The following is a 21681-nucleotide window of genomic DNA, read 5'->3' on the forward strand; positions in this document are numbered from 1 at the left end:
ATATCGTCTTAAGAATTGCGTGTTGGTCAAGCTGATGTTTTTAAAGGGTTAATGCGGATTGTGGCCTGTTTCCGGATTATTGGTTGCAGGCGGCAACCGGATTCCTGGGGGGAGGGGGGTGTTGAAGTATGAGAGAGCGCTAATATAATGAACAACAGAAAAGCTGATGTACGAAATCGGCGCCGATGCTGGCCTCCCGTCAGAAGGGGGTCGAATCATTTAAACGTGAAAGGAAGTCATCATGACCAAGTTTGGTGTTCACTCCGAATGCGGCAAATTGCACACGGTGATGGTCTGCCGTCCGAGCCTCGCCCACAAGCGCCTGACTCCGGACAACTGCCATGGCCTGCTGTTTGACGACGTGATCTGGGTTGAACGCGCACAGAAGGACCACGACTACTTCGTGGGCCAAATGCGTGCCCGTGGCATCGAAGTCCTGGAAGTCAGCGAACTGCTGGCCAAGGTGCTGGATGACAAGGCCGGTCGTGCATGGATCCTGGATCGCAAGGTGTGCGCCAACAACGTCGGTATCGGCATGCTGGCCGAACTGCGTGCCTGGCTGAACGAAATGCCGTCGGACCAGCTGGCCCAACACCTGCTGGGCGGTATCTCCAAGTTCGAACTGCCGTTCGACCCGAAGGGCCTGTTCGGTGGCTACCTCGACCAGTCCGATTTCGTGCTGCCCCCGATCCCGAACAGCCTGTTCCAGCGTGACCCGAGCTGCTGGATCTACGAAGGCGTGACCCTGAACCCGATGTACTGGCCGGCCCGCCGTCAGGAAACCCTGATCCTGCAAGCCATTTACCAGTTCCACCCGTACTTCGCCGGTCAGGTCAAGGTATGGTGGGGTGACTGCGACAAGGATCACGGCCCGGCTACCCTCGAAGGTGGTGACGTGATGCCGATCGGCAACGGCGTTGTGCTCATCGGCATGGGCGAACGTACCAGCCCGCAAGCCGTGGTCCAGACTGCCAAGTCGGTCCTGGGTCAAGGCGGCGCCCAGCGCGTCGTGGCTTGCCAGATGCCGAAGTCGCGCGCTGCCATGCACCTTGACACCGTGTTCAGCTTCCTCGACGTGGACCTGCTGTCGGTGTTCCCGGACGTGGTCGACGACATCACCTGCACCAGCATCTACGCCGGCGACAAGGAAGGCGAAGTCCGCTTCGAACGTCACGAAGGCGTGCATCTGACCGAAGTGGTGCGTGAATCGCTGGGTCTGTCGAGCGTTGAAACCATCCAGACCGCCGGTGACGCTTACCAGCGCGAACGCGAACAGTGGGACGACGGCAACAACGTCGTGGCTCTGGACCGTCGCGTGGTCGTGGCTTACGACCGCAACACCTACACCAACAAGATGATGCGCGATCGCGGTGTTGAAGTGATCGAGATCCCGGCATCCGAACTCGGCCGCGGCCGTGGTGGTGGTCACTGCATGACCTGCCCGATCATCCGTGACGCAGTGAAGCTGTAATTGTTTTTCCGAGCATGATCAATGGCAATCCGGGCCGGCTCCGGTCCGGATTGCTCCCAAATCCAAGTTCCCTGACAAAGGACGTTTAAATCATGGCCTTCAATCTGAAGAATCGCAGCTACCTCAAGCTCCTCGACTTCACCCCGCGTGAAATCCGTTACCTGCTGGACCTGTCGCGCGACCTGAAGCGCGCCAAGTACGCTGGCAACGAAGAGCAGCGTCTGGTTGGCAAGAACATTGCTCTGATTTTCGAAAAGACCTCGACCCGTACCCGTTGCGCGTTCGAAGTGGCTGCCTATGACCAGGGCGCACACGTGACCTATCTCGGCCCGTCCGGCTCGCAGATCGGCCACAAAGAATCCATGAAAGATACCGCCCGCGTTCTGGGCCGCATGTACGACGCCATCGAATACCGTGGCTTCGCACAGGACGTGGTTGAAGAACTGGCTGCCTACGCTGGCGTGCCGGTCTACAACGGCCTGACCGACGAATGGCACCCGACCCAGATGCTGGCCGACGTGCTGACCATGATCGAAAACAGCGACAAGCCGCTGAGCCAGATCGCCTACGCCTACGTTGGTGACGCCCGCTTCAACATGGCCCGCTCGCTGATGGTTGTCGGCTGCAAGCTGGGCATGGACGTCCGCATCGGTGCTCCGAAGCAACTGTGGCCGGAAGAAGCCCTGATCGCCGAGTGCAAGAAGATTGCCGCCGAAACCGGCGCCCGCCTGACCCTGACCGAAGATCCGGCTGCTGCCGTGAACGGCGTTGACTTCATCCACACCGACGTCTGGGTGTCGATGGGCGAGCCGAAGGAAGTCTGGGACGAGCGTATTGCTCTGCTGAGCAAGTTCCAGGTCAACAAGGAACTGATGGCTGCTGCCAAGAACCCGGCCGTGAAGTTCATGCACTGCCTGCCGGCCTTCCACAACAGCGAAACCACCGTGGGCAAGGATATCGCCAAGCAGTATCCGCAGTTCGCCAACGGCATCGAAGTGACCGAAGACGTGTTCGAAACCACCGCCAACGTGGCCTTCGAACAGGCTGAAAACCGCATGCACACCATCAAGGCCATCATGGTCGCTACTCTGGGCGCCTGATTCCAGGTCTGACCAGAGGCGTCTGTGACGTCTTGAAAAAGGCCGGTCAGTCTTTGACTGGCTGGCCTTTCACCATTTACATCCCTTTCCAAATTTCACGAGGTGAAAACCATGCGCGTAGTCGTCGCACTCGGTGGTAACGCTCTGCAACGTCGTGGCGAGCCCATGACCGCTGATAACCAACGCAACAACGTCAAGATTGCCGCCAAGCAACTGGCCGCCGTGACTCGTCTGGGCCACAACCTGGTCATGTGCCACGGCAACGGCCCGCAAGTCGGCCTGCTGGGTCTGCAAAACGACGCTTATGCCACCCACGTGGATGGCAAGGTCACTCCGTACCCGATGGACGTGCTGGGTGCCCAGACCGAAGGCATGATCGGTTACATGATCGAGCAGGAAATGGGCAACGAACTGCCGTTCGAAGTGCCGTTCGCCACCATCGTGACCCAGACCGAAGTTGATCCGGCTGACCCGGCATTCGCCAACCCGACCAAGTTCGTCGGCCCGGTGTACACCAAGGAACAGGCTGAACAGCTGGCTGCCGAGCGCGGCTGGACCGTGAAGGCTGACGGCGAATACTTCCGCCGCGTGGTGCCGAGCCCGATGCCGAAGCGCATCTTCGAAATGCGCCCGATCAAGTGGCTGATCGAGAAGGGCGTTGTCGTGATCGCTGCCGGCGGCGGCGGCATTCCGACCATGTACAAGGACGGCAAGCTGGTTGGCGTCGAAGCCGTGATCGACAAGGACCTGGCCTCCGCCATCCTGTCGGCCGAAGTGGGCGCTGACTACTTCGTGATCGCTACCGACGTACCGAGCGTGTTCATCAACTGGGGCAAGCCGGACCAGAAGGCCATCAAGATGGCTCACCCGGACGAACTGGACAAGATGGGCTTTGCTGCCGGCTCGATGGGCCCGAAGGTGCAGGCTGCCTGCAACTTTGCCCGTGCCACCGGCAAGCGCGCTGTGATCGGCGCCCTGGAAGACATCGAAAAGATCGTCAAGGGCGAAGCCGGTACCATCGTGACCACCGAAATCAACGGTATCGAATGGTACTGATCTGATTCGCCAGAGCAGGTCTGGCACCTTGGGTGCCGGCCTGTTTCATGCCAGACCCGGCCTTGCGCCGGGTCTCGTCTTTTCCGGCATTTCTTGCAGCAAACTTACAGCAAAGTGCCCTTTGACTATCAAAATCTTGCATTGTGAGTTCAGACGCTTGGCTCCAGGATAGAAAATAATTAGAATATAAGAAAACCATAACTTTACAAACTTTAACTTGACTTACGGAGAGTCGAAATGTCTGACGAGACGCAAGCTGCACCGAAGCTCAAATTACCCGCGCTGACCGCGCTGGTTGTGGGTTCGATGATTGGTGGGGGCATTTTCTCGCTGCCGCAGAACATGGCTGCCGGCGCTGGCGCCGGTGCCATCCTGATCGGCTGGGGCATCACTTTTGTCGGCATGCTGATGCTGGCCTTCGTGTTCCAGACCCTGGCCAACCGCAAGCCGGAAATCGAAGGCGGCGTGTACGGTTACGCCCGTGCCGGTTTCGGCCCGTACATGGGCTTCAACTCGGCCTGGGGCTACTGGATCTCGGCCTGGATCGGCAACGTGTCCTACTTCGTGGTGCTGTTCTCGGCACTCGGTTCGTTTGACGCACTGGGCTTCTTTGGCGAGGGCAACACCCTGCCGGCCATCGTGTGCGCTTCCGTGCTGCTGTGGGCACTGCACTTCCTGGTGCTGCGCGGCGTGCATGGCGCTACCATGATCAACACCATCACCACCATCGCCAAGCTGGTTCCGCTGGCCATGTTCGTGCTGGTCGTGGTCTTTGCCTTCAAGATCGACACCTTCTCGCTCGACTTCTGGGGCTCGGCTGATCTGGGCAGCGTGGTTGACCAGGTCAAGAGCACCATGCTGGTGACCGTGTGGGTGTTCATCGGTATCGAAGGCGCTTCGGTGTTCTCGAGCCGTGCACAATCCATGGCTGACGTGGGCAAGGCAACCGTGATCGGCTTCCTGCTGACCATCGGCCTGCTGGTTGCCGTGTCGGTGCTGTCGATGGGCGTGCTGACCCAGCCGGAACTGGCTGCCCTGAAGAACCCGTCCACTGCTGGCGTGCTGAAGGCCGTGCTGGGTGACTGGGGTGCTGCCCTGATGAACATCGGCCTGATCGTGTCGGTCGGCGGTGCCCTGCTGGCCTGGACCCTGCTGTCGGCTGAAATGCCGTACCTCGCAGGCAAGGACGGTACGTTCCCGCGCCTGTTCGGTCAGCTCAACGCCAAGGGCGCTCCGGCTGCCTCGCTGTGGCTCACCAACGGTCTGGTACAACTGTTCCTGGTCATCACCCTGTTCAACGAAGCCGGCTACCTGGCCCTGTTGTCGCTAGCTACTTCGATGATCCTGATCCCGTACTTCCTGTGCGCTGCCTACGCCCTGATCATTGCCGTGAAGAGCGATGGCTACAAGGCTGGCGAAGCTGCCCGCTCCAAGGACCTGCTGATCGGTCTGGTGGGTTCGGTGTACGGCCTGTGGCTGGTGTACGCTGCCGGTCCGCAGTACCTGTTCCTGTCGATGATCCTGTACGCACCGGGCCTGCTGTTCTACATCAAGGCACGTGCCGAACAGAGCCAGAAGCCGTTCAATGCTGCCGAAGCCGTGATCGCTGCCATCGTGGTGGTGCTTGGTGCCTACGCTGTGTACGAACTGGCTACCGGCGCCCTGTCGCTGTAATCCCCTGCACCGCCTGCCCGCAAGGGCATGGCAGAGTGCCCGAAAAACACCCCGGATTATCCGGGGTGTTTTTTTGTTTTCCGGTAAATGTATTTGTCATTTGCGAGAGGCTGGACCGATGGCGTTGAAAAGTCGGTAAGACTGAACTAAGCCAAAAGCACAGTGAAAGCTTCTGTGCCAAAAAGCGGTTCCCCGTCATGACAGGTCAAGGGGCTGACCGCATAGCCCAGGGCTGCCGATTTATCGGCATAACGATAACTTGACCTTGTTTCGGAGAGACACCATGTCTGACGAAAGCCACACGACTTCCGACAAACTCAAACTGGGTGCCCTGACGGCCCTGGTTATCGGCTCCATGATCGGCGGCGGGATTTTCTCGCTGCCGCAAAACATGGCTGCCGGTGCGGGGGCGGGGGCCATCATCATCGGCTGGATCATCACCTTTGTCGGGATGCTGACCCTTGCCTTCGTGTTCCAGAACCTGGCGTCCCGCCGCCCGGACATCAAGGGCGGCGTGTACGGCTATGCCCGTGCCGGTTTCGGCCCGTACATTGGCTTCAACTCGGCCTGGGGCTACTGGATTTCGGCCTGGATCGGCAACGTTTCCTACTTCGTGGTGATGTTCTCGGCCTTCGGCTCGTTCGAATCCCTGAGCTTTTTCGGCGAGGGCAACACCGGCTGGGCCATCCTGTGCGCCTCGATCCTGCTGTGGCTGCTGACATGGCTGATCTTCAACGGCGTGCAGAGTGCCACCTTCATCAACACGCTGACCACCATTGCCAAGCTGGTACCGCTGGCGATCTTCGTCCTGGTGGTGATCTACGGTTTCCAGGTCAAGACCTTTTCGCTGGACTTCTGGGGATCCCCGGCTCTGGGCAGCATCATGGAGCAGGTCAAGAGCACCATGCTGGTGACGGTGTGGGTGTTCATCGGCATTGAAGGCGCTTCGGTGTTTTCCGAGCGGGCGCAGAACATGGCCGACGTGGGCAAGGCAACCGTGATCGGCTTCCTGTTCACCATTGCCATCCTGGTGGCCGTATCGGTGCTGTCGCTGGGCATCATGCCGCAGCATGAACTGGCTGCCCTGCAAAATCCGTCGACCGCTGGCGTGCTCAAGGCCGTGGTGGGCGAGTGGGGCTTTGCGCTGATGAACATCGGCCTGATCATCTCGGTGGCCGGTGCCCTGCTGGCGTGGACACTGCTGGCTGCGGAAATCGTGTTCCTCGCCGGCAAGGACGGCACCATGCCGAAGTTCTTTGCCCACGTGAACGCCAAGGGTGCGCCGACCTACGCCCTGTGGGTGACCAACGGCCTGGTGCAGCTCTTCCTGATCTGGACGCTGTTCAGTTCGGCGGGCTATCTGGCCCTGCTGTCGCTGGCCACGTCGATGATCCTGATTCCGTACCTGCTGTGCTCGCTGTATGCCTGGATGATCACGGTCAAGGGCGATGCCTATGTGACGGGCGGCTCCAAGGGACGTGACCTGCTGATTGCCGTGGTGTCGACGATCTATGGCATCTGGCTGATCTACGCTGCCGGTCCGAAGTACCTGTTCCTGTCGATGGTTCTTTACGCTCCGGGTCTCATCTTCTATATCTGGGCTAGGCGTGAACAGAAGCAAAAGCCGTTCAACTCTGCAGAAGGCATCATCGCCATCATCGTTGTGGTGCTTGGACTGTATGCCCTGTACGAGCTGGTCAGCGGCCGGCTGAGCCTGTGACCGGGTTCGCCGCTCACGTCAAAGAACAATAAGCACTAAGCAAGCGAGTATTCGGAAATGCCCTGGGGGAAGTCAGAACACCCGGGGCGTTTTTGTTTGTTGATGCCATATGCATCGTAACGTTCGAGGAGTTGCACATGACCCAATTTGGAGCCCATTCCGAATGCGGCAAATTGCGCACGGTGATGGTTTGCCATCCCGGCCTGGCACACAAGCGGCTGACCCCCGCCAATTGCCATGACCTGCTGTTTGACGATGTGATCTGGGTTGAACAGGCTCAAAAGGATCATGCCTACATGGTCAGCCAGATGCAGGCCCGCGGCATCGAGGTGCTGGAACTGCACGACATGCTGACCAGGGTTTGTGAAGACAAGGCCGGACGTGCGTGGATCCTTGACCGCAAGGTGAAAGCCGACAATGTCGGTATCGGCATGCTGACCGACCTGCGTGCATGGCTGGACGAAATGCCGGCTGCCAAGCTGGCCGAACACCTGATCGGCGGCATTGCCAAGTTCGAGCTGCCGTTTGATGCCAAGGGCCTGTTCGGCGGCTATCTGGACCAGTCCGAATTCGTCCTGCCGCCGGTGCCGAACTCGCAGTTCCAGCGTGACCCGTCATGCTGGATCTACGGCGGTGTCACCCTCAATCCGATGTACTGGCCGGCCCGCCGGCAGGAAACCCTGCTGGAGCAGGCCGTCTACCAGTTCCACCCGTATTTTGCCGGCAAGGTGAAGGTGTGGTGGGGCGACAGTGACAAGGATCACGGCTCCGCCACGCTGGAAGGTGGTGACGTGATGCCGATCGGCAAGGGCGTGGCCCTGATCGGCATGGGTGAGCGCACCAGTCCGCAGGCCGTGGTGCAGGTGGCACGCAACGCACTGGGCCAGCCGGATGGCCCGACCCGCATCATTGCCTGCCAGATGGCCAAGAGCCGCGGTGCCATGCACCTTGATACCGTGTTCAGCTTCCTCGACTACGACTTCGTGTCGGTGTTCCCGGACGTGGTGGACGAAATCGTATGCACCAGCCTGCGTGCCGGCGACAAGCCGGGCGAGGTGATCTTCGAACGGCACGACAAGCCTTTCCTCGACGTGGTAGCCGAATCGCTGGGCCTGTCGAAACTCAAGATCCTGTATACCGGCGGCGATGCTTACCAGCGCGAGCGCGAGCAGTGGGACGACGGCAACAACGTGGTTGCCCTTGATCGTGGCGTGGTGGTGGCCTACGACCGCAATACCTATACCAACAAGCTGATGCGTGATGCCGGCGTGGAAGTAGTGGAAATCCCCGGCGGTGAGCTGGGCCGCGGCCGTGGGGGTGGTCACTGCATGACCTGCCCGATCGCTCGCGATCCGATCAACTTCTGATACATTCATTCTCGTCATATATGGACGGGCGCTTTATGCGACCGTCGTGTTTCATGGCTGACAAACAGGAGAGCCACCATGGCCTTTAATCTGAAAAGCCGTCATTTCCTCAAAGAACTCGATTTTACCCCGCGCGAAATCCATTATCTGCTGGACCTTGCCCGTGACCTCAAGCGCGCCAAATACACCGGCAACGAAGTGCCGCGCCTCAAGGGCAAGAACATCGCGCTGATTTTCGAAAAGACCTCGACCCGTACCCGCTGCTCGTTTGAAGTGGCTGCGCATGACCAAGGCGCACATGTGACCTACATCGATCCGAGCAGCTCGCAGCTTGGTCACAAGGAAAGCATTGCCGACACCGCCCGCGTGCTGAGCCGTTTCTATGACGGCATCGAGTTCCGCGGCTTTGCCCAGGAAGACGTCGAAGAGCTGGCCCGCTATTCCAGCGTGCCGGTCTACAACGGCCTGACTGACGCCTGGCACCCGACACAGATGCTGTGCGACGTGCTGACCATGACCGAAAACAGCGACAAGCCGCTGACCGAAATCGCCTACGCCTATGTCGGCGATGCCCGCAACAACATGGGGCATTCGCTGATGGTGATCGGCTGCCTTCTGGGCATGGACGTCCGTATCGGCGGGCCGAAAGACCTGTCGCCGGACCCCGCGCTGGTCAAGCAATGTCAGGAAATCTGCAAGTCCACCGGTGCCCGTCTGACCGTGACCGATGACCCGCATGTGGCAGTCAAGGGCGTGGATTTCATCCATACCGACGTGTGGGTGTCGATGGGCGAGCCGATCGAAAGCTGGGGCGAGCGCATCAAGCTGCTGACGCCGTTCCGGGTGGATTCGAAGCTGATGGCTGCCACCGGCAATCCCAAGGTCAAGTTCATGCACTGCCTGCCGGCTTTCCACAACGCGAAAACCAAGGTCGGCAAGCAGATCGCTGCCCAGTATCCGCAGTTTGCCGACGGCATCGAAGTGACCGACGAGGTGTTTGAAGGTCCGGCCTGCATTGCTTTCGAGCAGGCTGAAAACCGCATGCACACCATCAAGGCCATCATGGTGGCCACGCTGGCCTGATTCCGGGCCGAACCATTGCTGCCCTTCATCCGGTCCCTGACTGCTTGCGCAGGCAGTCCGGGTGAAGGGCGGTTTGTCATCGGCTGCCGCGCAGCCTGAAGGTGCCGGCAGTCGTGCTTTCACATCCGGAGCCGGGCTCCGTTTCGAGAGGGTGTGGCCATGAGAGTGGTTGTCGCATTGGGGGGCAATGCCCTGCAACGCCGCGGTGAAGTCATGACTGCGGATAATCAGCGCAACAATGTCAGGATCGCCGCCAGGCAGCTGGCGGTGGTTGCCGGAGAGCACGAGCTGTTGCTGGCGCATGGCAACGGACCGCAAGTGGGCCTTCTCGGCCTGCAGAACGAGGCATACGCCCGGCATGTGGATGAAAAGGTCACGCCATACCCGCTGGATGTGCTGGGCGCACAGACCGAGGGCATGATCGGCTACATGCTGGAGCAGGAACTGGGCAACGAGCTGCCGTTTGAAGTGCCACTGGCCACCATCCTGACCCAGACCGAGGTCGATCCGAAAGATCCGGCGTTTTCCAACCCGACCAAATTTGTCGGGCCGGTCTATTCCAAGGACCAGGCCGACAAGCTGGCAGCGGCCAATGGCTGGACCGTCAAGGCCGACGGCCAATACTACCGCCGCGTGGTGCCCAGCCCCCGGCCCAAGCGCATTTTTGAAATGCGGCCGATCAAGTGGCTGATGGAAAAGGGTACGGTAGTGATTGCGGCGGGCGGCGGCGGCATTCCGACCATGTACCAGGACGGCAAGCTGGTGGGCGTCGAAGCCGTCATCGACAAGGATCTGGCTTCCAGCCTGCTGGCCCGTGAAGTGGATGCCGACTATTTCGTGGTGGCGACCGACGTCAATGCCGTGTTCATCAACTGGGGCAAGCCGGATCAGAAAGCCATCCGGATGGCGCATCCGGACGAACTCGACAAACTGGGTTTTGCTGCCGGTTCGATGGGCCCCAAGGTCGAGGCTGCCGCCGAGTTTGCTAGGCAGACCGGCAAGCGGGCGGTGATCGGCGCGCTGGAAGACATTGAAAAGATCGTGCAGGGGCAGGCCGGCACGATTGTCTCCACCGAGACCAACGGCATCGAGTATTACTGAATCCGTGGCGGAAACTTCCGCCAGTATCGCCAGCCGGCAGGGTGTGCCCCTGCCGGTTTTTTGCGCCTGAAACCTGCGGGGATACGTGTAGGGACACATCAGGCAGCATGTTGCGTGCTGCTTGCCGGCAGATGGTTGCATGTTTGCATATGGATGGCATGAATCTTGATGGGTGACGCTCGTCGGTCTGATTGGCAATCGGGGGGTCGATCGTTTGAATTTCATGCGATACAGACTTAAATCCGTTTAAAATTTCGCCAGTCCTCTCCGTGGCCGCGATGCGGCCATTTCTGCCTCAGGGAGAAACCCATGTTGTCCCGATTTTTTGTATCCGGACTGACTGCCATGCTGCTGGCAACCAGCCCTCTGGTTCTGGCCCAGCCGGAACACGAAATGCAGCTGGCTGCCAGCTCGGTTCCCCGGCTGCACTCCAGTGCCGCCCTGGTTGTCAACGCCCAGACCGGTGAAGTGCTGTTTGGCAAGAATACCGACCGGATGATGTCGATTGCCTCGATTACCAAGCTGATGACGGCGATGGTCATGCTGGACAGCGGACAGCCGCTGGACGAGCTGATCACCATATCCGAGGCGGAAATCGACCGCCTGAAAAACACCAGTTCCCGTCTGGCAGTCGGCAGTGTGCTGAGCCGGCGCGAAATGCTGCTTCTGGCATTGATGTCGAGCGAGAACCGTGCTGCGGCTTCGCTGGCACGCACCTCACCCGGTGGCACCAGTGCCTTTGTCTCGCGCATGAACCAGAAGGCCCGTCAGCTGGGCATGCACAGCACCCGTTTCTATGATCCGACCGGACTGGACAGCCGCAATACCTCGACTGCGGAAGACCTGGCCCGCATGGTGGCTGCGGCCTATCGTTATCCGCTGATCCGCGAGGACACCACCACCACCGACCAGCAGGTCTACGCCCGCAACCGCATGCTGCAATACCGCAACAGCAACGCGCTGGTGCGTGAAGGACAGTGGCAGATCGGCCTGTCGAAAACCGGCTATACCCAGGAGGCAGGCCGGTGTCTGGTCATGATGGCCACCGTGGGTTCCACGCCGCTGATCATGGTGTTCCTGGATTCCGAAGGCTCGTCCGCCCGCATCAACGATGCCCGCAACATCAAGACCTGGCTGGAAAAACATCCGGCCACCTGGCTGGCTGGCTGAAAACCGGACTGGCTGGAGTACCCGACGGACGGCAGAAAACTGTCGTCCGTTTTGCGTGCCTCGCTTCACCTGAATCCTGGTGAACCGGCCTTGTCGCCGCTATCTTGAAAGACTGGCTTGGTCTGGAGAGAGGGCGTTCACCATGGTCGATTCCCTGCTGACACTTCCCGGCAGCGCACCGGCACCGATTGCGCTCTATTGCCACACACAAGCCCTGCATGCCGCCCTGCAAGGCTGGTGGCTGGAAACCGGCCTCTTCGGCGGCATGCTGGACCAGCAGGCATACCGCAATATCCTGACCCGGCTGCACCGCTGCTTCAGCATGCTGGAGCACGAGCTGACCAGCCGGCATGCCGGTTTGCTGGATGAAATCGGCTATTTGCCAAGACTCTCCCTGCTGGATGACGACCTGGCGGAACTGGGGGTCGAGCGCACTTTCCACAAACAGCTCTGGCCCTGCCTGCTGCCCGACCGGGCTGCCGCACTGGGGGCCCTGTACGTGATCGAAGGTGCAGCCTATGCCGGTCAGCACATGCTGTCGCAACTGATGCTGTATCCCTTCGGGGCTGTTGCCTGCCGCTACTTCGTGGCCTACGGTGACGAGGCCGGCCGCCACTGGCTGCGTTTTTGCAACCTGCTGCGCGAAGAGCTGGATTCTCCTGCCGCACTGGTGCAATCGGCACAGTATGCCGAGGCGGTTTTCCGGTTGTTTCTCGATCCCTGGCGTCCCCTGCCGGCAGCCCGGCAAGCGGCCGGTGGTTGCACAGATGCCGCTTGCCCCGGATAATCCCGAGGTCATGCAGGAGAGCGTGCAGGCGGCCCGTACCGCCAGCACCGCCGAAGGCGCAAGCACACCCGCAATCGCTCAGGCAAAAGGACTGCATGAAGGGACCGCCAAGCCGGTTCGCAATCACTCTGGAGAGCGAGGCTGTCAGGCCTCCACCGAAGGGGCTAACGGTGCTGCGGCACCGGAAAATCTCAGGTGCCGGGACAGAGGGGTGTATTTGCATTTCATTCACCCGGTGCCGACATGACAGCAGCTCTTTCCAAGACTCCCTTCCACGCCCTGCATCTTGCCGCCGGCGCCAAAATGGTGCCGTTCGGAGGCTGGGACATGCCCATCCACTACGGTTCCCAGCTCAAGGAACACGAAATTGTCCGCACGGACGCCGGCATGTTCGACGTTTCCCACATGACCGTGGTCGACCTGACCGGACCGGATGCCCAGGCCTACCTGCGCCGCCTGATCGCCAACGATGTTGCCAAGCTGGCGCCACTGGGCAAGGCCCTGTATTCCGGCATGCTCAATGCGGCCGGCGGCGTGATCGACGACCTGATCGTCTACCTGACCGCCTGGGGCTACCGCGTGGTGGTGAACGCCGCCACCCGCGACAAGGATCTGGCCTGGATGCAGGCGCAGGCTGCTTCGTTTGATGTCACCCTGACCGAACGTCCGGAACTGGCCATGCTGGCCGTGCAGGGCCCCTGTGCCATCAGCAAGTTCTGCGCTGCCCGTCCCGCCTGTGCTGCCCTGGTGCAGTCGCTCTCCATCTTCCAGGGGCTGCCATGCTGCACCGATGGCCCGGACGGCTGGTTTGTCGCCCGCACCGGCTATACCGGCGAAGACGGTCTGGAAATCATGCTGCCGGCAGCAGATGCTGCCGCCCTGTGGCAGGACCTGCTCGCTGCCGGCGTCGCCCCGTGCGGCCTTGGCGCCCGCGACACCCTGCGCATGGAAGCCGGCATGAACCTCTATGGTCACGACATGGACGAGTCCATCAGCCCGCTGAAGGCCGGCATGGGCTGGACCATCGATCTGAAAGATGCTGGTCGCCAGTTCATCGGGCGCGATGTCATCGAGGCCCAGAAGGCCCGTGGCGTCAGCATGAAGCAGGTCGGGCTGGTGCTGGAAGGGCGCGGCGTGTTGCGCGAAGGCATGAAAGTGGTCGTGGACGGTGCCGGCGAAGGTATCACCACCAGCGGCACCTTCTCGCCGACCCTCAAGCAGGCCATTGCCATTGCCCAGGTACCGGCTGCCACCACCGATCGCGCTGCCGTTGAGGTGCGTGGCCAGCTGGTTGCTGCCCGCGTGGTGAAACTGCCGTTCGTGCGCAACGGCAAAAAAGTGTTTGACTGAATAACGTAAAGAGGCAGCCCGGCCGGGCTGTCCGTGCATCCGGATGGCGGGCCCGCTGGCGCTGCGCCGTCCGCTTACCATCCTTACCGGAGAACTTTCATGAGCAATATTCCTGCCGATCTGAAATACGTTGCCAGCCACGAATGGGTGCGTGACGAAGGTGATGGCGTCGTGACCGTCGGTGTGACCTTCCACGCCCAGGAACTGCTGGGTGACATCGTTTACATCGAGCTGCCGGCCGTGGGCCAGGTGCTGGCCGAAGGCGATGGCGCCGGTGTGGTCGAATCGGTCAAGGCTGCCAGCGACGTGTACGCCCCGATCGCCGGTGAAGTGCTGGAAGTGAATGCCGATCTCGAAAGCGCCCCGGAAACCGTCAACGCCGACCCGTACGGCGCCGGCTGGTTCTTCAAGCTGAAGCTGGTGAACCCGGCCGACATGGCCAGCCTGCTTGACGCTGCTGCCTACGAAAAGGAAGTCGGCTGACCGGCTCCGTACCGGCCCCGCCGCTGGCGGGGTCTTTTTTCGCCCGAACTACAGATTGCTGCTTCTCATGACCTCGTTGCACCAACTCGAACACCACGACGAATTTGTCGAGCGCCATATCGGCCCGGCTGAAAACGAAATTGCCGCCATGCTGGCCACGGTCGGCGCCGGCTCGCTGGATGATCTGGTTGCCCAGACCATTCCGGCCGACATTCTCCGCGCCGACCTGCTGCCGCTGCCGGTAGCCGTGGCCGAACACGCTGCCCTGACCGATCTGGCCGCCACCGCCGGCAAGAACACGGTGCAGAAATCGTTCATCGGCCTTGGCTACCATCCGACCCTGACCCCGTCGGTCATCCTGCGCAATGTGCTGGAAAATCCCGGCTGGTACACCGCCTACACCCCGTACCAGGCAGAAATCGCCCAGGGACGTCTGGAAGCCCTGCTCAACTTCCAGCAGATGGTCATCGACCTGACCGGGCTGGAACTGGCCAACGCTTCGCTGCTGGACGAAGCCACCGCTGCCGCCGAAGCCATGGCCATGGCGCGCCGGGTCAGCAAGGTGAAGGGCAACGGTTTCTTTGTGGCCGACGATGTGCTGCCGCAAACACAGGATGTGCTGAAAACCCGCGCCCGATATTTTGGTTTCGAGCTGGTCACCGGCCCGGCGGATGAAGCTGCCAGCCATGAGGTGTTCGGTGCCCTGCTGCAGTACCCGGGCGCCAATGGTGAAGTGCGCGATCTCTCCGCCATCATCGCGGCCATCAAGGCCAAGGGGGCCGTGGTCACGGTAGCCGCCGACATCATGGCGCTGGTGCTTCTGAAGAGCCCGGGCGAAATGGGTGCCGACATCGCCGTGGGTTCGACCCAGCGTTTTGGCATCCCGATGGGCTTTGGTGGCCCGCACGCTGCCTACTTTGCCACTCGCGACGATTTCAAGCGTGCCACCCCGGGCCGCATCATCGGCGTGTCGATCGATGCCAAGGGCAAGCGTGCCCTGCGCATGGCGCTACAGACCCGCGAGCAGCACATCCGCCGCGAAAAGGCCAACTCGAACATCTGCACCTCGCAGGTGCTGCTGGCCAACATGGCCGGCATGTATGCCACTTATCACGGGCCAGAAGGCATCAAGCGCATCGCTACCCGTATCCACCGTCTGGCCAGCCTGTTTGCCGACGGTGTGCGTGCCAACGGCGGTGCGATTGCCGGCGAAGCCTTCTTCGATACTGTGCTGGTCAACACCGGCGCCCGGACGGATGCCCTGCTGGCTGCCGCCGAAGCCGCTGGCTACAACCTGCGCCGCGTGAATGACACCACGCTGGCCGTGGCATTCCACGAAGTCGCCACCGGGGCCGATGTCGCCGCCCTGGTTGAGCTGCTGACCGGCAAGCCGGCCGACATTGCTGCGCTGGATGCTGCCGCCCGCGAGCAGTTTCCGGCCGCTCTCAAGCGTGAATCCGCCATCCTGACGCATCCGGTGTTCAATTCGCATCACAGCGAAACCGAGATGATGCGTTACCTGAAAAAGCTGCAAAACCGCGATCTGGCGCTGGATCACGCCATGATTCCGCTGGGCAGCTGCACCATGAAACTCAATGCCGCCAGCGAGATGATTCCGGTGAGCTGGCAGGCTTTCGGCGATATGCACCCGTTTGCGCCGAAGGCGCAGGCGACGGGCTATGCCGAACTGATCGACGGGCTGGTGGACCAGCTCAAGGCCATTACCGGCTTTGACGCCATCTCGATGCAGCCGAACTCCGGAGCATCAGGCGAATACGCCGGCCTGCTGGCCATCCGCCGCTACCACGAAAGCCGTGGCGAGGGCGGGCGTGACATCTGCCTGATTCCGACTTCGGCACACGGCACCAACCCGGCCACGGCCCAGATGATGGGCATGCAGGTGGTGGCGGTGGCCTGCGACGACAATGGCAATGTGGATGTGGCCGACCTGAAGGCCAAGGCCGAACAGCATCGCGAGCAGCTTGGCTGCCTGATGATTACCTATCCGTCCACGCACGGGGTGTTCGAGCAGCCGATCCGCGAGATCATCGACATCGTTCACGCCAACGGCGGTCAGGTCTACATGGACGGTGCCAACATGAATGCGCTGGTGGGGCTGGTGCGTCCGGGTGACATTGGCGCTGATGTGAGCCACATGAACCTGCACAAGACCTTCGCCATTCCGCACGGCGGCGGCGGACCGGGCATGGGCCCGATCGGTCTGAAGGCACATCTGGCACCGTTCATGGCCAACCACTGCGTCAGCCCGATCGCCAACGAAAGCGTGGGGCAGACTGCGGTATCGGCGGCACCGTTCGGCAGTGCCTCGATCCTGGTCATTCCTTACATGTATATCCGTATGATGGGCGCGGCCGGCCTGCGTCGCGCGACCGAAGTGGCGCTCCTGAACGCCAACTACGTCGCGAAGCGTCTGGGCGATGCCTATCCGGTGCTCTACACCGGCAAGAACGGCCGGGTGGCGCACGAGTGCATTCTCGACCTGCGTCCGCTCAAGGCCGAAACCGGCATCACCGAGGTGGACGTGGCCAAGCGGCTGATGGACTACGGTTTCCACGCGCCGACCATGAGCTTCCCGGTGGCGGGCACCATCATGATCGAGCCGACCGAATCGGAATCCAAAGCCGAACTCGACCGCTTCATTGATGCCCTGCTGGCCATCCGCGAAGAAATCCGCAAGGTCGGGGCAGGTGAATGGCCGCGGGATGACAATCCCCTGAAGCATGCCCCGCACAGCCTGGCGGACATTACCGGCGACTGGAGCCGCCCGTACCCGCGCGAGCAGGGCCTGTTCCCGCTGGCTTACGTGGCAGAGAGCAAGTTCTGGCCGTTCGTGAACCGTATCGACGATGTGTATGGTGACCGCAACCTGGTATGCAGCTGCCCGCCGATGAGCGAGTATTGATCTGGTACAGACCCAAGCAAAACCGCCCATGCCGGGCGGTTTTTTTGTCCAGAGTCGACGCTAACGGTCGATAAACCGGATAGTCTCTCCAGTCGTTGTGTAACGATGTGTCGTGAAAGCCCTGTTCATGCATGAAACCCTGACTCGCCCAGTGTTGGTACCCAAATACGTGACCCAATTCCAGTGTATCGGAGCCGCATGTGAGGATACCTGCTGTGCAGGCTGGAACGTCACGCTGGATAAACCCGTTGTCCGGTTTTATCGCCGGATCAAGACAGGTCCTTTGGCGGGCAGGTTGAAGGACTGCATCGAGCGCGAGCGAAGCCAGTCTTGTGATGCCCGCTATGCGTTGATCCGGCTAGATGCGAGAACCGGAGAATGTCCGTTTTTGGAAGAGCGGTGGTGTGCCATCCAGTTGCACTACGGCGAAATTGCCCTTTCTGACACTTGCAGTATTTATCCTCGCTCAACCCGCTTGGTAGCCGGACAGCTGGAGCAAAGCCTGGCTCTTTCCTGTCCGGAAGCTGCGCGAAAGGCGCTGTTGTCTCCTGATGCTTTTGAGTTCGTCATGCATGACCTGACGGTGCGCAAGTCGGCCGTTGATTGCAGCGCAGCACACAGCAGCTTTTCTGCCGAGCAGATGAGTGAAATCCGTATTTTCTGTCTGCAGCTGATGCGTACGGAAGGACTGGAGCTGTGGCAGAGGCTGGCTGTTTTAGGCGTGTTCTGCGAAAGGCTGGAGGCTTGGGTTGATGCGCCGAAAGAAATTGGGCTCAATGAATTGATTGATGGCTTTGTCTGTACGGTTGAATCGGGAGAGGTATTGTCTGCTCTGGCGGAGAGGCAGCCTAACCATGATGTGCAAGCCCAGCTCTTTGCTATTTTTCTCTATCGTAAAGAAGAAATAAGTAAATCGACCATGTTGTCGACTGTACGGCAGCAAGTTCAACAGAGCGTGCTGGAGGGGGTGGGAGGGCTGAAAAATGATGCAGATAGTCAGGTTTTGGTCGGGAATTATCGTCAAGGTCTGGAATTGTTACAGACATGCCTGACAGAAAATACCCCTTTTTTGCTTGAGCATTATTTGCTTAATGAAATATTCAGTGCCTTGTTCCCGTTTGGTGGCCGCTCTGTTTATAGTCATTACTTGCAACTGGTGTCTCGGTTTTGTGTATTGCGCCTTATGCTGACGGGACGTTGTCAGGCAAACCCAGCCCTTTCTAAAGGGGGGGCTGGTTGAAACGGTCCAGGTATTTTGCCGAAGTTTTCAGCATGATGCCTTCTTTGCTGAGAGGGTTAATAGTGTTTTACGCAATACAGGCTGGAGCAAGATGGAAAAGATATTCCCATTGCTATAGTCGTTCATGTATGGTTTTTGACGTTTTATGCCATTTCCGTGTTTGTTTGGTGGCACGAAATGGCTCTCTTTGATTCTGGTTTTTTGATTTTGGATTGATCATGCTTAATAATACAACAATTCTGGTAACAGGTGGAACGGGGTCTTTTGGTAATGCTTTTGTGCCAATGACGCTGAACAGATTCAATCCGAAAAAGATCATTATCTTTTCTCGTGATGAGATGAAGCAGTGGGAGATGGCTAAGAAATTTTCTGGTGATTCTCGGGTGCGCTTTTTTATTGGCGATGTCAGGGATCGGGAACGGCTTTATCGTGCTCTTGATGGTGTTGACTTTGTTGTGCATGCCGCAGCCACCAAAATAGTTCCGATAGCAGAATACAATCCTTTTGAGTGTATTAAAACAAACATCAACGGGGCCATGAACCTTATTGATGCTTGCATTGACAAGGGGGTGAAACGAGTTGTGGCGTTATCGACGGACAAGGCCAGTAGCCCTACGAATCTTTATGGTGCTACCAAACTTGCATCTGACAAACTGTTTGTTGCCGGAAACTCTTATTCAGGAGCGGAAGGCACACGATTTTCTGTTGTCCGGTATGGGAATGTAATGGGGTCCCGTGGGTCTGTTATTCCATTTTTCATTTCAATCAGGAACGACGGATCTTTGCCGATTACAGATCCGAGAATGACCCGGTTCATGATTACCCTAGAGCAGGGGGTTGAACTTGTGTGGCATGCATTTGAAGATATGGTTGGTGGTGAAATTTATGTTAAAAAAATACCATCCATGAATATTTGTGATATTGCAAAGGCAGTCTCTCCAGGTGCGGCCCAGCACATCGTCGGTATCCGGCCGGGTGAAAAGCTACATGAACAGATGATCGGGGTGGAGGATTCTTACCATACTTATGAATATCAAGAACATTTCAAGATATTGCCTAGTCTTCATGGTTGGGATTCTGATCCAGAAAGGATCAAGAATGGCCGGAAAGTTGTTGAGGGTTTTGTATATGCGAGTGATTCAAACTCAGAGTGGATGTCAGTGGACGATCTGAAATCGTGGGTTAATAAAAACAAGGATAAATTAGGAGTGTTCTGAGTGTGTCGTAGCTATTGATGGGATATTTATTTTGTTTCAATGTTTTTGTTGGTCGAGAGTAATTCATAATGATTCCTTATGGGCGGCAAGATATTTCTCAAGATGATATCGATCATGTTGTACAGGTTTTACGCTCTGATTTTTTGACGCAAGGCCCTATGGTTCCACAGTTTGAAGATGCTGTTGCCAGCTATTGTGGAGCGGCTCATGCCGTTGCTGTCTGTAATGCTACAGCGGCATTGCATATTGCCTGTCTGGCCTTGGGAGTCAGTCATGGTGACCGGGTCTGGACTACTCCGATGACCTTTGTTGCCAGTGCCAACTGCGCTGTTTATTGTGGTGCATCAATTGATTTTGTAGATATTGATCCTGGTACTTGCAATATGAGTGTTGCTTGTCTAGCAGAAAAGCTGGCGCGAGCAAAGGCTGTTGGAGCTTTGCCGAAAGTGGTGATTCCAGTACATCTTTGTGGGCAAAGCTGCGATATGAGGGCTATCCATGCTCTGTCGCAAGAGTTTGGATTTTCCATCATTGAGGACGCTTCTCATGCAATAGGCGGGCGTTATCTGGATATGCCCGTTGGTGGTTGCCAGTATAGTGATATAACCATATTTAGCTTTCATCCAGTCAAGATTATAACCACTGGTGAGGGTGGTATGGCTGTGACAAATAATCCTGAACTGGCAAGGCTGATGCAGCAATATCGAAGCCATGGAGTTACCAGTAATCCGGATGAAATGCTGAGGCATGGGCCGGACGAAATATGGAATTATCAACAAATCAGACTGGGGTATAACTATCGCATGACGGATGTTCAGGCTGCTTTGGGGGTGAGTCAGATGACCCGCCTGAATGAGTTTGTGCAAACTCGTCGTAATATTGCCACTGAGTATGATCAGGCTCTTGCGTGTACTCCCTTTGCCAAACTTGAACAACTTGAGGATACGTGTTCAAGTTATCACCTTTATCCGATTCGGATTGATCAGCAGCGATGTGGGAAAAACCAACGGCAGGTCTATGATTTTTTGCTGAAGCAAGGCATTCGTGTCAATCTGCATTATATCCCGGTTTATCGACAACCCTTCTTTGAAGCGATGGGGTTTTCGGTGGGTTATTGTCCAGAAGCTGAGCGCTATTATCGAGAGGCAATTAGTTTGCCAATTTATTCTTCACTGAAACCAGAGCAGCAACAATATGTGATAGAAGTCTTACGGGGAGCATTGTCTGTATGAATATTGCAGTAATCCCCGCGCGCGGAGGGAGTAAGCGTATTCCTAGGAAGAATATCAGGTCTTTCTCAGGGAAGCCAATGATCGCTTACGCAATTGAGGCTGCAAAAGACTGCGGACTATTTTCCCATGTGGTCGTTTCGACAGATGATCCGGAAATTGCCGCTATTGCGTGTCAGTATGGAGCTGATATCCCGTTTGTGCGCCCAACTGAACTGGCAGATGACCATACTCCAACTGTTCCGGTGATTGCCCATGCCATTGCTGCATGTGAATCCTTTGGGTGGCACTCTGAGATGGTTTGTTGTATTTATCCCGGAGTGCCCTTTATTCAAACTGAAGATATTCAGGCTGCTATGGCATTGTTGCAAGTGACTCCGGAGGCTGATTATTGTTTTCCGGTTACTGAGTTTTCATCTGCTATCCAACGTGCACTACGTCGAGATGCCACAGGACAGTTGCAGTCTTTTTTTCCAGAGTTTGAGTTGGTGCGGACACAGGATCTGGATCCTGCTTATCATGACGCTGGTCAATTCTACTGGGGGCGCCGCCAGGCTTGGCTGGATAATCCGTATATTCATGGCAGTGGAGTGGGTTTGGTAATTCCCGGTTGGCGTGTGGTGGATATTGATACACCGGAGGATTGGTTGCGTGCTGAAATGATGTATAAGTCATTGCATGGTTCTTCATGCATGAGCTAAAGGACTTCG

Annotated in this window: 17 protein-coding genes and 2 riboswitches; all 17 genes read left to right on the plus strand. The window is 58.3% G+C overall.

The features are described 5' to 3' along the window. Positions 1-241 precede the first annotated feature (241 nt). The 17 genes from G542_RS0111485 to pseF all read left to right on the plus strand — a co-directional run bounded on the left by G542_RS0111485 (position 242) and on the right by pseF (position 21672). Positions 242-1471, plus strand: coding sequence for an arginine deiminase (locus G542_RS0111485; protein ID WP_012698178.1), 1230 nt, complete (start codon positions 242-244; stop codon positions 1469-1471). A gap of 92 nt (positions 1472-1563) precedes the next feature. Further along, positions 1564-2571, plus strand: a complete 1008-nt coding sequence (locus G542_RS0111490; RefSeq protein ID WP_012698177.1) for an ornithine carbamoyltransferase — start codon at positions 1564-1566, stop codon at positions 2569-2571. Positions 2572-2682: 111 nt separating this feature from the next. Beyond that, the gene (gene arcC, locus G542_RS0111495; protein ID WP_012698176.1) at positions 2683-3627 is read left to right on the plus strand and encodes a carbamate kinase; all 945 of its coding nucleotides are present in this window, start codon (positions 2683-2685) and stop codon (positions 3625-3627) included. Positions 3628-3864: 237 nt separating this feature from the next. Then, positions 3865-5301, plus strand: coding sequence for an arginine-ornithine antiporter (gene arcD, locus G542_RS0111500; RefSeq protein ID WP_012698175.1), 1437 nt, complete (start codon positions 3865-3867; stop codon positions 5299-5301). A 283-nt stretch (positions 5302-5584) separates the two neighbouring features. Further along, a complete protein-coding gene (arcD, locus tag G542_RS0111505) occupies positions 5585-7021 on the plus strand; it encodes an arginine-ornithine antiporter (RefSeq protein ID WP_027824184.1) in 1437 nt (478 codons plus the stop codon). Between the two features lie 137 nt (positions 7022-7158). Beyond that, positions 7159-8388: an arginine deiminase gene (locus tag G542_RS0111510; protein WP_027824185.1), complete on the plus strand. Its 1230-nt coding sequence runs from the start codon at positions 7159-7161 to the stop codon at positions 8386-8388. 78 nt (positions 8389-8466) lie between these two features. Beyond that, positions 8467-9471 (plus strand): ornithine carbamoyltransferase, encoded by a 1005-nt coding sequence (locus G542_RS0111515; protein WP_012698172.1) that lies wholly within the window; start codon positions 8467-8469, stop codon positions 9469-9471. 159 nt (positions 9472-9630) lie between these two features. Continuing rightward, entirely contained in the window at positions 9631-10572 is a 942-nt protein-coding gene (gene arcC, locus G542_RS0111520) for a carbamate kinase (protein WP_027824186.1), read from the plus strand. A 309-nt stretch (positions 10573-10881) separates the two neighbouring features. Beyond that, positions 10882-11742, plus strand: coding sequence for a D-alanyl-D-alanine endopeptidase (gene pbpG, locus G542_RS0111525; RefSeq protein ID WP_027824187.1), 861 nt, complete (start codon positions 10882-10884; stop codon positions 11740-11742). 142 nt (positions 11743-11884) lie between these two features. Next, positions 11885-12529 carry a biliverdin-producing heme oxygenase gene (locus G542_RS17590; RefSeq protein WP_027824188.1) on the plus strand — a complete coding sequence of 215 codons (645 nt, stop codon included), beginning with the start codon at positions 11885-11887 and terminating at the stop codon, positions 12527-12529. Between the two features lie 3 nt (positions 12530-12532). Next, positions 12533-12633, plus strand: a riboswitch (glycine riboswitch). Positions 12634-12647: 14 nt separating this feature from the next. Then, a riboswitch (glycine riboswitch) is annotated at positions 12648-12746 on the plus strand. Between the two features lie 26 nt (positions 12747-12772). Continuing rightward, positions 12773-13879: a glycine cleavage system aminomethyltransferase GcvT gene (gcvT, locus tag G542_RS0111535; RefSeq protein WP_027824189.1), complete on the plus strand. Its 1107-nt coding sequence runs from the start codon at positions 12773-12775 to the stop codon at positions 13877-13879. A gap of 99 nt (positions 13880-13978) precedes the next feature. Beyond that, the gene (gene gcvH / locus G542_RS0111540) at positions 13979-14362 is read left to right on the plus strand and encodes a glycine cleavage system protein GcvH (RefSeq protein ID WP_012698167.1); all 384 of its coding nucleotides are present in this window, start codon (positions 13979-13981) and stop codon (positions 14360-14362) included. 67 nt (positions 14363-14429) lie between these two features. Further along, positions 14430-17285 carry an aminomethyl-transferring glycine dehydrogenase gene (gene gcvP, locus G542_RS0111545; protein WP_027824190.1) on the plus strand — a complete coding sequence of 952 codons (2856 nt, stop codon included), beginning with the start codon at positions 14430-14432 and terminating at the stop codon, positions 17283-17285. Positions 17286-17397: 112 nt separating this feature from the next. After that, positions 17398-18525, plus strand: a complete 1128-nt coding sequence (fliB, locus tag G542_RS0111550; RefSeq protein WP_155826673.1) for a flagellin lysine-N-methylase — start codon at positions 17398-17400, stop codon at positions 18523-18525. A 218-nt stretch (positions 18526-18743) separates the two neighbouring features. Beyond that, positions 18744-19742: a UDP-N-acetylglucosamine 4,6-dehydratase (inverting) gene (gene pseB, locus G542_RS0111555; RefSeq protein WP_027824192.1), complete on the plus strand. Its 999-nt coding sequence runs from the start codon at positions 18744-18746 to the stop codon at positions 19740-19742. A 68-nt stretch (positions 19743-19810) separates the two neighbouring features. Further along, a complete protein-coding gene (pseC, locus tag G542_RS18070) occupies positions 19811-20974 on the plus strand; it encodes a UDP-4-amino-4,6-dideoxy-N-acetyl-beta-L-altrosamine transaminase (protein ID WP_081666820.1) in 1164 nt (387 codons plus the stop codon). Then, a complete protein-coding gene (gene pseF, locus G542_RS18075; protein WP_081666821.1) occupies positions 20971-21672 on the plus strand; it encodes a pseudaminic acid cytidylyltransferase in 702 nt (233 codons plus the stop codon). The genes pseC and pseF overlap by 4 nt, the downstream gene beginning before the upstream one ends. Positions 21673-21681: the final 9 nt, after the last annotated feature.

It is taken from the genome of Laribacter hongkongensis DSM 14985, from assembly GCF_000423285.1.
GTDB classification, from domain to species: Bacteria; Pseudomonadota; Gammaproteobacteria; order Burkholderiales; family Aquaspirillaceae; genus Laribacter; species Laribacter hongkongensis.